This is a genomic window from Imperialibacter sp., from assembly GCF_048007035.1.
Taxonomy (GTDB): domain Bacteria; phylum Bacteroidota; class Bacteroidia; order Cytophagales; family Cyclobacteriaceae; genus Imperialibacter.
The window spans coordinates 4661199-4675906 of record NZ_CP180355.1; the positions used below are offsets into that span (position 1 = coordinate 4661199).

Annotated in this window: 11 protein-coding genes; 4 read left to right on the forward strand and 7 right to left on the reverse strand. The window is 47.3% G+C overall.

Translation table 11 applies throughout. The features are described 5' to 3' along the window. Nucleotides 1–3: 3 nt before the first annotated feature. From ACMVP2_RS20270 to ACMVP2_RS20280, 3 genes are read right to left on the reverse strand one after another with little or no spacing between them, the layout of a single operon-like run. Nucleotides 4–498 carry a dihydrofolate reductase gene (locus ACMVP2_RS20270; protein ID WP_416864852.1) on the reverse strand — a complete coding sequence of 165 codons (495 nt, stop codon included), beginning with the start codon at nucleotides 496–498 and terminating at the stop codon, nucleotides 4–6. Then, nucleotides 495–1406, reverse strand: coding sequence for a methionyl-tRNA formyltransferase (fmt, locus tag ACMVP2_RS20275; protein WP_416864853.1), 912 nt, complete (start codon nucleotides 1404–1406; stop codon nucleotides 495–497). Before fmt ends, ACMVP2_RS20270 begins: the two co-directional genes overlap by 4 nt. Before the next feature lie 9 nt (nucleotides 1407–1415). Further along, nucleotides 1416–2612, reverse strand: a complete 1197-nt coding sequence (locus tag ACMVP2_RS20280) for an exo-beta-N-acetylmuramidase NamZ domain-containing protein (protein ID WP_416864854.1) — start codon at nucleotides 2610–2612, stop codon at nucleotides 1416–1418. A gap of 71 nt (nucleotides 2613–2683) precedes the next feature. Between ACMVP2_RS20280 and ACMVP2_RS20285 the strand changes: the two genes are divergently transcribed. Then, nucleotides 2684–3904 carry an ABC transporter permease gene (locus ACMVP2_RS20285; protein WP_416864855.1) on the forward strand — a complete coding sequence of 407 codons (1221 nt, stop codon included), beginning with the start codon at nucleotides 2684–2686 and terminating at the stop codon, nucleotides 3902–3904. Here the strand turns inward: ACMVP2_RS20285 and ACMVP2_RS20290 are convergent. Next, nucleotides 3901–4644 carry a polyprenol monophosphomannose synthase gene (locus ACMVP2_RS20290; protein WP_416864856.1) on the reverse strand — a complete coding sequence of 248 codons (744 nt, stop codon included), beginning with the start codon at nucleotides 4642–4644 and terminating at the stop codon, nucleotides 3901–3903. The two genes, ACMVP2_RS20285 and ACMVP2_RS20290, sit on opposite strands and share 4 nt — an antisense overlap. Nucleotides 4645–4746: 102 nt before the next feature. On the opposite strand from ACMVP2_RS20290, the gene ACMVP2_RS20295 reads away from it, so the two are divergent. Further along, nucleotides 4747–5256, forward strand: a complete 510-nt coding sequence (locus ACMVP2_RS20295) for a D-glycero-alpha-D-manno-heptose-1,7-bisphosphate 7-phosphatase (RefSeq protein WP_416864857.1) — start codon at nucleotides 4747–4749, stop codon at nucleotides 5254–5256. Nucleotides 5257–5281: 25 nt separating this feature from the next. Here the strand turns inward: ACMVP2_RS20295 and ACMVP2_RS20300 are convergent, their stop codons facing one another. Then, on the reverse strand, nucleotides 5282–6679 hold the full coding sequence (locus ACMVP2_RS20300) for an arginine decarboxylase (protein WP_317490687.1): 1398 nt from the start codon (nucleotides 6677–6679) through the stop codon (nucleotides 5282–5284). A 568-nt stretch (nucleotides 6680–7247) separates the two neighbouring features. Between ACMVP2_RS20300 and rocF the strand changes: the two genes are divergently transcribed. After that, nucleotides 7248–8216: an arginase gene (gene rocF, locus ACMVP2_RS20305; protein ID WP_339815729.1), complete on the forward strand. Its 969-nt coding sequence runs from the start codon at nucleotides 7248–7250 to the stop codon at nucleotides 8214–8216. 71 nt (nucleotides 8217–8287) lie between these two features. Here the strand turns inward: rocF and ACMVP2_RS20310 are convergent, their stop codons facing one another. Together ACMVP2_RS20310 and ACMVP2_RS20315 are read right to left on the reverse strand one after the other, a co-directional pair. Further along, nucleotides 8288–8452, reverse strand: a complete 165-nt coding sequence (locus ACMVP2_RS20310; RefSeq protein ID WP_152000934.1) for a DUF1328 family protein — start codon at nucleotides 8450–8452, stop codon at nucleotides 8288–8290. Between the two features lie 206 nt (nucleotides 8453–8658). After that, nucleotides 8659–9669 (reverse strand): DUF1593 domain-containing protein, encoded by a 1011-nt coding sequence (locus ACMVP2_RS20315; protein WP_416864858.1) that lies wholly within the window; start codon nucleotides 9667–9669, stop codon nucleotides 8659–8661. A gap of 200 nt (nucleotides 9670–9869) precedes the next feature. Between ACMVP2_RS20315 and ACMVP2_RS20320 the strand changes: the two genes are divergently transcribed. Then, entirely contained in the window at nucleotides 9870–14708 is a 4839-nt protein-coding gene (locus ACMVP2_RS20320; protein ID WP_416864859.1) for a beta strand repeat-containing protein, read from the forward strand.

Consider the following 14708-nt stretch of genomic DNA (forward strand, 5'->3'; position numbering starts at 1 on the left):
ACGCTACTTTCTTTTTTTCCACTGGGTGAATGAATAATTATAAGGATTTTTTTCGTCAGAGGACATGTCTTTTCGACTAACTTCTTCCCAAATGTGTGTATCAGGAAGAGGATATTTGACATTTCCCTCCACAATTACATCAATTTCTGTGATATAAAGGATGTCAGAAATCGGCTGTGTTTGCTTGTAGACTTCCCCACCGCCAATAATATAGAGCTCCTCTTCTCCCGCTGCTTTTGCTAACGCTATGCCTTTTTCGATAGAATCAACAACATGAGCACCCTCAAGGCTGAAGTTTTTGTCTCTTGTTACGATAATAAACGTTCTGCCAGGGAGAATTTTACCAAGCGACTCGAAGGTTTTCCTGCCCATGAGCACGTGGTGCCCCATTGTTTGATCCTTGAAGTACCTGAAGTCGTTGGGCATATGCCATAGCATTTTATAATCATTGCCGATGACACCATTTTTTGCGACTGCCACTATTTGAGAAATAATCATATCCTGTTGCCTCTGAGGAATTCTTCAATGTCCATCCTTTTCTTGCCTTCCATCTGCAATTCCTCGATGGAGACATACCCATCTGCAGTTTTTAGATAGAGGTACGTCTTGCTGTCACTCAGCATTTCTTTTTCGCCCTTTTGCTCTACTTTTCGTGCCTTATAAACTTTCACAGTTTTGCCCATTAGGGTTGTCCAGGCGGTAGGGTAGGGCGATAGGCCTCTGATGAAGTTAACCACCTGCTCAGTCGGTTGTTCAAAGTTGATCTCGCAGGTTTCTCTGAATATTTTTGGCGCTGTGGGCGTATCTTCAAAAATTTCCTGCGGCTGTTCCTTGTAGTTACCTTTTGCAATGGCTTCGACAGTTTTCAGCACCAGTGCCGCTCCCTTGTTCATGAGTCTTTCATATACTGTGCCAACGTTGTCCTCATCGCTTATGGGCTCTTTTTCCTGAAAAAGGATATCGCCAGTATCGATTTCGTGTTTCAGAAAAAAAGTAGTGACGCCTGTTTCTTTCTCGCCGTTGATAATGGCCCAGTTGATGGGGGCCGCCCCCCGGTATTTGGGTAACAGTGAGCCATGCAGGTTGAAAGTGCCTAAGGCCGGCATTTGCCATACTATTTCGGGCAGCATGCGGAAGGCAACTACTATTTGCAGGTTGGCGTCCAAAGCCTTCAACTCCGCTATGAATTCAGGAGCCTTCAGGTTGGTTGGTTGCAGAATGTTGAGCCCCTTATCTTCAGCATAGGCTTTTACAGCCGATACACCCAGCTTTTTACCTCTCCCTTGTGGCTTGTCAGGCGCTGTAATCACCCCAACAATATTCCACCCATTGGTTACTAAAATATCGAGACTTGGCACGGCGAATTCCGGCGTACCCATAAATACTATTCGAAGATCCTTTGTCATGAAGGCTGTTTATTCAAAATCATCATACAGCAGATGCTTTTTTCTTATCTGCTTGTATACATCAAGCTTTTTCTGCCACGTGGCTTTGATCTCAGCCTCACTCATTCCCTTCTCAATTTGCTTGCGAAGGTCAGGAGTTCCCGCCAGAAGGGCGAAGTAATTATTAAAAAAACTGGAGTCGGCTGGCGTTTTCTTGTAAAATGAAATGAGGTAGGAAAGGTCCACGGCATTGGGTACGGGAGCTTGCCTCAGGTCGATACCATAACAAAGTTTGTCCTGATGCTTGGGATCCATCGACATGCCCGGAATTGGAACGGGAGTAAATTGAAAGTTGCCAAACTCAGGCGAAGGGTAACCCAATACTTCAAAAGGAAAGTGCGTGCCTCTGCCCAGGCTCATCATCGTGCCTTCAAAAAGGCAGATAGATGGATACCAGGCGATGGAATGGTCGGTCGGCAGATTGGGCGAAGGACTTACAGGCAGGTTATAAGTACTGCTGTGTGTCCAATTCGCCAGCTTGATTACTTGCAGGTCGGCTTTAACGCTATTTTCCAGCCACCCCTCGTTGTTGATCATGGTGGCCAGCTCACCCATGGTAAGGCCATAGGCAATAGGAATGGGATGGAGACCCACAAATGACTTTTGGGCTTCTTCCAAAACAGGCCCGTCAATTACATTACCCAGTGGGTTGGGCCGGTCAAGCACTATAAATGGCAAACCGTTTTCTGCGCAGGCTTCCATGGCATAACTCATGGTGCTGGTATAGGTGTAGAACCTGGCCCCAACGTCCTGAATGTCAAAAATCACTACGTCAAGGCCCGAAAGGTCTTCCTTTGTGGGCTTGTTGTGGCTGCCATACAGGGAGAGGATGGGGATTCCTGTTTTCGAGTCGACTTCATTCCCCACCTTGTCGCCGGCGGGGGTGTCGCCCCGGAAGCCATGTTCTGGCGCAAATATTTTTTTGATAGCAATCCCTCTGCTTAGCAGCGAGTCAACCAGGTGCGTTTCCCCCAGCATGGTGGTATGATTCACTACCATGCCCACGTTTTTATTTTGCAGCAGTGGCAAGTATTCTTCCATCTGCGCAGCACCAACTTTTATCTGAGAATCAGCTACCTCTTCCACTACGGCCTCCTTATCTCCTTGCTTTGCCGCATCAGAGCCGCAGGCAGTCAGCATAATGGTAAAAAATGCAATCCTAATCATAGTGTAAATGTGAGGCATGTCTTTATTTTTGTGAGGGTTGAAACTAATTCCGCTGGCAAAATTAATCATTTTTGAATCTTTCCTACTTTATATCGAAGCGAATAAACAAAGACCATGAAGGGTCATTTTCGGCCTCCATTGGCAGGATTGCCGTAGCTAGCATTGCTGTAGGCCTTGCCAGCGCTTTGGTGGCTTTTTTGATCCTCAGAGGCTTTCAGACTACGATCGTTGACAAGATATATGGTTTTGCGGGTCATATGCAGGTTTCCAGGTATACTTTGAAATCCAACAATTTTGACGAGCCCCCCATTAGCCTTACATCCGACTTTTACACTCACTGGAAGGAATATGACTTCGTCACTCATGTGCAGCCTATCGGCTACAAGATGGGGATTCTTAAAACTGAGGAGGCAGTTTTAGGCGTGGTGTTCAAGGGAGTGACGAAAGATTTTGATTCAACCAGGTTTACGCCAAGCCTTGTAAAAGGTCATTTCCCACATTTTTCTGACAGTACTTACTCTCTTGAGGTGCTATTGAGCCAAAGAATAGCAGACAAACTGGAGAAGGATGTAGGTGATGAAGTGATCATGTATGTCGTGCAAAACCCACCCCGGTTCAGAAGGTTGTCGATTGCTGGCATTTATGAAACAGGTCTGGAAGACTTTGACGACAGGATAATTTTAGGCGATTTGGGCCTGATACAACGCCTCAACAACTGGCCCGACTCTTTAGTCGGTGGCTATGAGGTGTTTTTGCGTGACCCTTCTGATATGGAAGCCGCTGAAAATGAGATGTACGATGTGCTGGACTCGGATTTATACGCCGATACGGCTGACAATAAGTATTTTCAGATATTTGAGTGGCTGCAGATGCTGGACAGGAATGTGGCTATTTTTCTGGTGCTCATTCTTTTTGTTGCCAGCTTCAACATGGTGTCTTTTCTGCTCATCCTCATCATGGAGCGCACAAACATGATTGGGGTGCTGAAAGGCCTCGGGGCCACGGACCTGACGGTAAGGCGAATTTTTTCGTGGAATGGCATGCGGCTTATTGCCAGGGGGATGCTGTGGGGCAATGTAATTGCCGGTGGGCTGGGCCTGCTTCAAAGCCAATTTCACATCATACCGCTTGATGCTGCCAGCTACTACATGCACTACGTGCCTATTTATTGGGACTGGTGGGCGATTGTGTTGGTAAACATCCTCACTTTTGTGGTAGTGAACCTCACGTTGTTTATTCCGACAACTGTGATTATCAACATCAGACCTATTGCTGCTATTAAGTTTGACTAAGCTTCTACCCGCAGGTATTTCCTGAAAAGACTATAAATCCTCATTTGTATCACGCCCAGAACAGCTTCCTGAAAAATGCCCCGGGTCATTTTGGATTCTCCACGGCTTCGGTCGGTGAAAATGATCGGAATCTCCTTTATTTTGAAACCATATTTCCAGGCAGTGAACTTCATTTCGATCTGAAAAGCGTAACCAACAAACTTAATTTTGTTGAAGGGAATAGTTTCCAGTACATGCCGGCGGTAGCATTTGAAGCCTGCAGTAGTGTCTGACACAGGTATGCCAGTGATGAAACGGACATATAAACTGGCGAAAATAGACATCATTACCCGGCTTATCGGCCAGTTGACTACATTTACCAGTCCATCGACATACCTTGAGCCAATGGCCACATCAAAGCCGTCTTTGGCACAGGCGTTGAAAAGCTTCTCAAGATCTTTAGGGTCGTGGGAGAAGTCGCAGTCCATCTCAAACATGTATTCATAGCCTTTATCCAAGCCATATTGAAATCCGGCTATATAAGCGGTGCCAAGCCCGTGCTTGCCCTCTCTTTCCAGAATATGAAGTCTGTCTGGCCAAATACCCTGCATGTGCTTAACAATGGCTGCGGTGCCATCCGGAGAGCCGTCATCCACGATAAGCAGGTCAAAGTGCATGGGTAAAGCGAACACCGCTTCGACCATAAGGCCGATGTTCTCTTTTTCGTTGTAAGTTGGGATAATGACTAAGCCTTTATTCACAGTTTTTGCTAGTGAACGCCAAACATATTAAAACCATTTCGTTTCTTGAATATATAAAGTGAATTTGCCGCTTTTTTAACGATTAAATACCGGGATCAGTTTATGAACAAGGCTATATTTCTTGATAGGGATGGAGTAATTAATGTTGAAAGGGGAGAGTATACCTTTAGACCTGAGGACTTTACCATCGAAAAGGGAGTGAAAGAGGCTTTGGAGATGTTAAAAAAGAAGGGGTACACAACGGTTGTCATCACCAATCAGGCCGGAATTGCCAGGGGTATCTACGCCAGGGAGGACGTGGAAGCTTGTCATGCAAAAATGCATGAGCAATTGCCGGGGCTTATCGACGACGTGTTTTATGCACCCTACTATCCGCCGCTCTCGGAATCGCTGGGCCGAAAGCCGGGCTCCCTGCTTTTTGAAAGGGCACTTGCTTTGTATAATGTTGACCCTCAACAGTCGTGGATGGTGGGCGACAACGACCGGGATCTGGTGCCCGCCAGAAAGTTGGGAATGCATACGATTGGCATCGGGGCTGCAGAAAAGTTTCCCTCCGCCGATGCCTGCGTAACCAGCCTTTTGGAGGCGGTCAACAACGTCATTATGAAATAGACTAACGGTAGCAGAAGTTAGCTGGCTATTTGTAGCCAAGTATCTTCAGCATGCTGTCGCTCTCCTGCTCTTCTCTGAAAAGTTTGGTTGTTACCGTTCCTCGCTGGTCTCTGTCGATGATGATGTGCTTGGGGGCTGGAATAAGGCAATGCTGAATGCCGCCGTATCCTCCCAGGCTTTCCTGGTAGGCGCCGGTATGGAAGAAGCCGAAGAAAAGTGTTTCGTCGTCTTCAATCACCGGCAAGAACACCTCCGAAGTGTGAGCTTCCGAGTTGTAGTAGTCCATACTGTCGCAGGTAAGGCCGCCAAGGTTCACTTTGTGGAAATTGTTGTCCCAGTTATTGATGGGCAGCATGATGTATTTTTGGTTCAATCCCCACACATCGGGCAGATGAGTAATGAATGAACCGTCCATCATGTACCAGAGCTCCTTGTCGTTTTGCAGCTTTTGGTCAAGCACCGAGTAAATCGTGGCGCCGCTTTCGCCTACAGTAAAGGAACCGTATTCCGTGAAAATATCCGGCACCGGCACATTGTTCTTATTGCAGATCCACTGGATGTTTTCAACGATCTGCTCAGCCATGTAGGGGTAGTCGAACTCAAAAGCGAGCGAGCTTTTTATGGGGAAACCGCCGCCAATGTCGATGGTGTCGAGTTCGGGGCAGGTCTTTTTTAGCTCACAGTACATGTAAATGAACCTGCTGAGCTCCGACCAGTAGTAAGCAGTGTCTTTTATGCCGGTATTGATGAAGAAGTGAAGCATTTTGAGCTTCGCTTTCGACTTGCCGTCCTTGATTCTGTTTTTGTAAAAGTCGATGATGTTGTTGTACCTGATGCCAAGGCGGGAGGTGTAGAACGCAAAGTTCGGCTCCTCGTCGGCAGCCACCCTGATGCCAATTTGAAACTCGTCAACGGTAACACCCGATTCATATTTATCAAGCTCTCCCAGGTTGTCAAGAATGGGCACACAGTTTTTGAAACCGTCGTTGATCAGGTCGGTAACGTACTCCGTGTAGAGTGGCCTCTTGAAGCCGTTGCAAACCACAAAAGTGTCTTTGGATATCTTGCCTTTCTCAAACAGGTTCCTGACGATGGGAATGTCGTAAGCCGATGATGTTTCGAGGTGAATGTCGTTTTTAAGGGCTTCTTCCAGCACAAAGGAAAAGTGCGACGACTTGGTGCAATAACAATAGGTGTACTTGCCCCCGTACTTATGCTTGGCTATTGCGTTATTGAAGATTTCTTTGGCGTACTGTATTCGTTCACTGATTTTCGGTAGATAAGTGAGTTTGAGGGGTGTGCCATATTGTTCTATGACATCCATCAGGTTCACTTCGTTAAACAACAATTGATTGTTTTCTACTCTAAATTCCTCAGTGGGGAACTCAAAGGTTTGATCAATCAGATCGAAGTAGCTTTTCATCTAAATCAGTGCGGTTCTTGATTACATTTAATATACCAGGCGCTGCGCTATAAAAGGCACAGAAAAGCAAATATAAAGGTATAGGTCGGCCATTAACAACAGTATTGCCAAATGATCTGGGCTGGCAACGATTTTTTTATGTAATCACTTATTTTTCAGGTAATTAGTGCAAATGAAGAAAAGGTTAACATTTCAGGTGCGCTTTAAGGGTTCCCATGGGTTAGTAGTGAGTTTTGGAGACATGCGCAATTTCGTGACGTGTTTTTACGAATTTTTAATATTTGATGCGATTTCGATGCTGGAAATATCTTAAATTGCACCGTGGATGAATGTTATTGGCATCCTTACCCTAATTTATGTCTTGTTACATAGGTAAACAACTGGAACCCAACCAGGCGCTCAGAGTCAGAGCGTTGCCGTGCAGAATATACCTGCCCTACTATCATTTTTCGTATAATTAGCACCGCCTGATGCGGGAACGCCAAACAGGTCTGCTTTTTTTGACATCGTAAAGCAACAGGCGTTCGTTAACTGGTTTTCAAAGCTTAAACAACATAATCCCATTATAATGAAAGAGATTTTGCTCATCGAAGTTAAGTCAGAACTCGGTGCAGGCACAAGAGGTGCCAGTTTGGGCATCGATGCTGTTAAAATTGCCAGCATCGACCTTCAGTCAGATTTTTTTGCAAGGTACGACTCAGTGAATGTTCGCACCGACAACAGCCCATTGTTCACCGGCTTCATTTCACCTTCGGCTAAGTATGTGAACGCTATCATTGGCGTGGAAAAGAGAGTGTGCAACGCCGTTTGTGAGGCATTGGAGTTTGGTCAGCTGCCCATGGTGCTGGCTGGCGATCACAGCACAGCGTTTGGTACTATCGCTGGCGTGAAAAAGGCATTTCCGGATAAGAGACTCGGCGTGATTTGGGTAGATGCCCATGCCGACCTTCATACACCCTACACCACGCCGTCGGGCAATGTGCATGGCATGCCTCTGGCCATGGCGCTGGGCACCGACAACCGGGACGTTCAAACCAACGAACCACCAGCCGAGGTAGCCCATATTTGGGAGGAGATCAAAAAAATCGGCGTAGAAGGGCCTAAGCTGCACCCTTCGGATGTGGTGTTTATTTCAAAACGTGACACTGAAGCACCCGAAGACTACCTGGCTGAGAAATATGGTATGCGTAATTACACAACTGAGGAAGTAAGGAAGTACGGCCCGAAGAAAGTAGCAGCCATGGCGTTGGAGCAGCTCCGGGAATGCGATATGATTTATGTGTCGTTTGATGTCGACAGCCTCGATCCTTCTGTGTCGGTGGGTACTGGCACCCCCGTGCCTGGTGGACTTACCGTAGAGGAAGCAAAAGTGATCAATACCGAATTGGTCAAGAGCCCAAAGGTGCTGTGTTGGGAAATGGTTGAGATTAACCCCACACTGGATTCAGAAAACAAGATGGCCGAAGTAGCTTTTGAGATTATGGAAGCAACAGCCAGGTCGTTTGAAGATTCGAGGATGAAGCCGGTGTTGGTGTAGTTACGACCTAACTGAAATTGGTTTATCAAAAGGATGTGGCATCAACCACATCCTTTTTTCGTATGGCGTTGCTAGATGCCCCGCAAGAGTCGGAATAACAATGAAATAACCAATAGCACTACGAAAATGTAAAACACAATTTGTGCGATACCTGCTGCGGCCCCGGCTATCCCGCCAAAGCCCAAAACTGCTGCAATCAATGCGATAATCAGCAGTCCAATAATCAATCTTAACATAGCTTTTAATTTTGGTTGAAAATAAAATGATCTCCCCAATGCTAACAGCTCAAAACAGCCTGGGTTGGGAGCTGGGTAGCTATGTGCCTGATTATGAGCCAGATAAAATTTTAGAAAATAGAATTATAGAAAGAAATTATTGAATATTTTCGTGCTAATAATTTCCCTTCAAAAAGTATTGATTGACTGGCGAACACGCACTTGCTCTACTCCTTCAACCAACCCATACGAGCTGCCCAATCCCGCAGGTAAGCCTGTCTGAATTTGTTCACTGTTTTTGCGCCGGCTCTATTGCTTTCGATGAGCGAATCGGCAGGGTTGTCCGTCCAGAAGTGCGGGCCGTGGTTAGTTTTTACAAATGAGCCGCCCCAGCTTTCTCCTTCCGGGTTGTCTATGTCGCCATTGAGAAAATAGAGCACCGATGGTGTGTCGCCCATCTTGATGTCTTTTTTCTTGTTCCAGAACAAGTCTCCTAGTGCGCCGTGGCCCTTTAAATGATTATCAACAAAAGAGAGATTACCCATGGCATTGGTGGTATCGCCTCCCATGTACATGCCCCGGAAGGTGGTGTTGTTTTCTATCCACCACAGGTCGGGGTGGTTGTGGAAGAGGTAGTCTCTGGATTTTGGGTCTTGAACCGTGTTCCACGATCCAATAGAGTACACTCTTATGTTGCTTTTTATAGAAGGGGCGTGGTGCACTGCCTGGGCTACATCGGTTATTGATCCCCACACGAGGACGTACAGCGGCTGGCCAGCGTTTTCTTTGGCCTTCTCTATGAGCCATGAAGCACCTTCGCTTAATGCTGTTGGGGCTTCTGTTTGGAGAGAATCGGTTGCCCCTTGTTTGGTGATGCTGAGCAGGTACTCCGGGGAAGGAAAGCGTGCTGAATGCTTTTTGAGCTTTTCTAAATCAGCGGCATAGGCTGCAATTGTTTCTTCTATGTGTTCTTTTCTCCCCGCATCAGGGGGCGAACTAATCAAGCCTAGGAGATTGAATTGGTCGGCATAGACAAACAGATGAACGAGAGACTGGTAGTCATCAGGATCGCTGCCGCCGATATCTGTGGAAACTATGATATTTGGTCGGTCAGCCACGGGCTTGGTATCGTTGCAAGCTGAGGCAAGAGCTATTGCAGCCAAAAGCAGCAGTCGCATTGGATGGCTGGAGATGTTTTTGAGCTGCCTGGTAAGCCCGATTTCTTTCTGGGATGTCACAGTTGGGGATTAAAGAGAAAATAGAGCAATAAAATATAATTTATACAAGAATTATTTGGGTATTTTTTATATAAGCAGTACCTTTATCGATTGGCTATCTTTTTTTGAATACATTATACCTCTTCTAGCTATTGGACAAACAGGTGTATGAACTTTAGTTGAGTTTGTCTTTAGGCTAAATTATATAAGTTTTACTCATTATGGCTGTTCGACCTAACCTAAAAGCAGCAGTGGGACTGATACTGCTATTGCTATCAGGCACTGTTTCTGCCCAGAATTTTTCTGCCGGTGTAAATACCGAAAACCCCAACCCAAGGGCGGTGCTGCACCTTGTTTCCCCCAACGGCGACCAGGGGCTACTCATTCCCCAACTCACCACAGCGCAAAGAACAAGCATGGGCGGCGGTCTCAATGCCCAGTCCAACGGATTGCTTGTGTATGACAATGAACAGGGGCTGTTCTACTTCTGGCTGAATACGGGCTGGATTGCCTTGTCAGTTACTGATAATCAAACCCTGGCAGTGTCGGGTACCAACCTTACTATCCAAAACGGCAACTCAGTGGATCTGGCCGCCACGGGTTTTCTTCTGTCTGAAACTGATCCTACAGTGCCAGATGCCATCAAAGACGGCATCGACTGGACTGAGCTAACCAATATACCGGCGGGCTTTGCAGATGGTGTGGATGAAGTGGGGAGCTCCGCAGGCGACGGAACGACCATTTTAGGCGACGGCAATGCAACCCCCTTTTCTGTAGGCGTGATAGACATAGCAAAAGTAACCGGCCTGGCGGCTATTGCAGCGAGCGGATCGTTCAACGACCTGGCTGATGTGCCGGCCAATCTGGATGTGGACAATACCGATGACCTTTCTACTTCTGCTGTTCCGACCCCTGGCGATGTTTCAGGGAGCTTTGCGCTGGGACTGGTGGTGGATCAGGTGGGGGGTGAGGCGGCTGCTGATGTTGGCGCTGCAACTTTTTTTGTGATCAACAATCCTTCAATTGATCCTGATTTCAGCGACGATCTTACTTTGTCTGATACGCCTTCCGGCGGCGATGTGAGTGGCGATTTTGGAACTGGATTGGTGGTTGACTTTGTAGGTGGGGAGGCAGCTGCTGATGTTGGTGCAGCCACTTTTTTCGTGACCAACAACCCCTTTATTGACCCTGACTTCAGCGACGATCTTACTTTGTCTGATACGCCTTCCGGTGGCGATGTAAGCGGGGATTTTGGAACTGGGTTGGTTGTTGATTTTGTGGGAACTGAAACGGCCTCTGACGTGGCAGCCGCAACAGCTCTTGTGATTGCCAATCCGAACATTGACCTGGATTTTAGTGATGATTTTGACGGGAACTACTCCAGTCTAACAGGTATTAGTGTGGTTAATGCTGATGTGAATGCGGCTGCTGCGATAGCCGGAACCAAGATCGCTCCCAACTTTGGCACTCAGGCAATTACAACCACAGGCGCCGTAACAGGCGGAAGCTTTTCAGGTAATGGCAGCGGATTAACCAACGTAACAGCTACCAACTTTACAGGTGCACTCGCAGGCGATGTTACAGGGACTCAGGGAGCGACTGTTATTGCCAATGATGCAGTAAACAGCGCAAAAATACTCGATGGAACTATTGCAAATATTGACGTAAGTGGTACAGCTGCGATAGCCGGAACCAAGATCGCTCCCAACTTTGGCACTCAGGCAATTACAACCACAGGCGCCGTAACAGGCGGAAGCTTTTCAGGTAATGGCAGCGGATTAACCAACGTAACAGCTACCAACTTTACAGGTGCACTCGCAGGCGATGTTACAGGGACTCAGGGAGCGACTGTTATTGCCAATGATGCAGTAAACAGCGCAAAAATACTCGATGGAACTATTGCAAATATTGACGTAAGTGGTACCGCAGCGATAGCTGGAACCAAGATCGCTCCCAACTTTGGCACTCAGGCAATTACAACCACAGGCGCCGTAACAGGCGGAAGCTTTTCAGGTAATGGCAGCGGATTAACCAACGTAACAGCTACCAACTTTACAGGTGCACTCGCAGGCGATGTTACAGGGACTCAGGGAGCGACTGTTATTGCCAATGATGCAGTAAACAGCGCAAAAATACTCGATGGAACTATTGCAAATATTGACGTAAGTGGTACCGCAGCGATAGCTGGAACCAAGATCGCTCCCAACTTTGGCACTCAGGCAATTACAACCACAGGCGCCGTAACAGGCGGAAGCTTTTCGGGTAATGGCAGCGGATTAACCAACGTAACAGCTACCAACTTTACAGGTGCACTTGCAGGTGATGTTACGGGGACTCAGGGAGCGACTGTTATTGCCAATGATGCAGTAAACAGCGCAAAAATACTCGATGGAACTATCGCAAATATTGACGTAAGTGGTACAGCTGCGATAGCCGGAACCAAGATCGCTCCCAACTTTGGCACTCAGGCAATTACAACCACAGGTGCAGTAACAGGCGCAAGCTTTTCAGGTGATGGCAGTGGATTAACCAACGTAACAGCTACCAACTTTACAGGTGCACTTGCAGGTGATGTTACGGGGACTCAGGGAGCGACTGTTATTGCCAATGATGCAGTAAACAGCGCAAAAATACTCGATGGAACTATCGCAAATATTGACGTAAGTGGTACAGCTGCGATAGCCGGAACCAAGATCGCTCCCAACTTTGGCACTCAGGCAATTACAACCACAGGTGCAGTAACAGGCGCAAGCTTTTCAGGTGATGGCAGTGGATTAACCAACGTAACAGCTACCAACTTTACAGGTGCACTTGCAGGTGATGTTACGGGGACTCAGGGAGCGACTGTTATTGCCAATGATGCAGTAAACAGCGCAAAAATACTCGATGGAACTATCGCAAATATTGACGTAAGTGGTACAGCTGCGATAGCCGGAACCAAGATCGCTCCCAACTTTGGCACTCAGGCAATTACAACCACAGGTGCAGTAACAGGCGCAAGCTTTTCAGGTGATGGCAGTGGATTAACCAACGTAACAGCTACCAACTTTACAGGTGCACTTGCAGGTGATGTTACAGGGACTCAGGGAGCGACTGTTATAGCCAATGATGCAGTAAACAGCACAAAAATACTCGATGGAACTATCGCAAATATTGACGTAAGTGGTACAGCAGCCATAGCAGGCACCAAAATCACTCCCGATTTCGGCACACAGAATATTATCACGTCAGGTAATATACAGCTAACCACCAGCCCCACAGCCGGACACGTGCTTACCTCCGACGCTACTGGGATCGGAACCTGGCAGCCGGGAAGCTTTGCCTTGCCGTACACCAATTCTGTTGCTGATATCAACGCCCTATTCGATCTTGACAACGTCGGTACTGGGCCGGCTGCCAGATTTGCGAATACAACCACTAATGGTACAGCATTGCAAATGGCTGGAAACATTGCTTTCGAAGAAAATTTAACGAGAAAGATTGCGATTCGAGACAATTTGACTGCTGCGGGAGATGATTTAGAGGTTGCTGCAGGAAACACGCAATTCGCCGCCGCCAATGGTGGAGTTTTAATATTAAGAGGTGGAAATGCTTTAACAGGAAATGGGGGCAATGTGCGAATCGAGCCAGGCACGGGAACAGGAAGTGGTGGCATTGATATGCGTGGGGTTACCCGTTTTGGGCAACCTGGGTTAGCCCCAGGACGCATTGAGCTGGAAGACGACACTGGATTAAATGCGGTTTCAATCATTGCTCCTTCTGGCGTCACCAGCTACACACTAACTATGCCAACCGGAACAGGTACCGGCGCTTTAACTAATGACGGATCCGGAACTTTGACATGGAACCCGGCCGGAGCTGGTAATTATATTATTGACGCTAATGAAAACCAGAAAGGTGGCGCAAGCGCTGCCCCGGCGACTACCACGGGCGCTCAAAATATTGTGCTCGGAAACCTGTCGGCGAGTGGATTAACCGTTGGAAATGGAAATATCGTTGCGGGTTATTCTGGAGCGGTGAGCTTATTGGGAGGGTCAGATAACCTGGTGATTGGCCGCCTTGCAGACGTCTCTGGCGATGGAAGTAATAATGTAGTGCTGGGCGATAACGCAGATGCGGCAGGAAGTAATTCTGCTGTAATTGGTGCAAGTGCCAGCGCTTCGGGTAACTGGGCTATCGCTATAGGAGAGAATACGCAAGCAAATGGTATTCGCAGCATGGCTTTCGGTGCCGGAACTATTGCAACAACCGATCAAACAGCCATTATTGGTGATGGTATTACCAACAACACAACTTTCGATGTAGGAATAGGTACTAACGCCCCAACAGCACGGCTGGGAGTAACGACTATAGTTGGTGAAGCCAATAAAAACGGTATTGTCGTTAACCAACAGGCAAACCTTGGAGCTGGCCTGATTGTAAACTTGGCAACGGCTGGTAATTCCAATGATGCGGTGATTGTCGATAATGCCGGAAGTGCCAGAGCTGGTATTTTCAGAAATACAAACGCTGCAAATGGTTCTTCGACATTGACGGTAGAAGACTCTGGACTTGGCAATGGGCTGCAAGTTGATAAACTGGCTGACGGAAACGGAATAGAGGTAAACTATAGCGGCACAACCACGGGAAGTGGCCTGCTGGTGAATATGAATCTTGGGGGAACAGACCCAGCTATTTTAGTAAGCAATTCGGGAGCAGGTGGATCGATTGTGGCCGATGGTGCTATAAACACATCAGGTGATTTGACGATCGGCGGCGCATTTACAACGCAACCGAAACCTGAAACAATAGCGGGAAATGCGCTACCCATGCCCACATCTCGGGTTGTCAGAGTAACTCTTTCCGGCACTATTGATCAAATTGGCGCAGGCCAGGATGGTCAGGAAGTGATATTGATTGTTGGTGGGGGAGCACCACCTGTAACAGTAAATTCTGGTTTTGCAGGTGCCAATGGGCTGCTACTTAATGGCACATTCAATATGAGTCAAAACTCAACCCTGCACCTCATGTACAATGCCGATTTGTTGCGGTGGGTTGAATTATCCAGATCAGCTAACTAA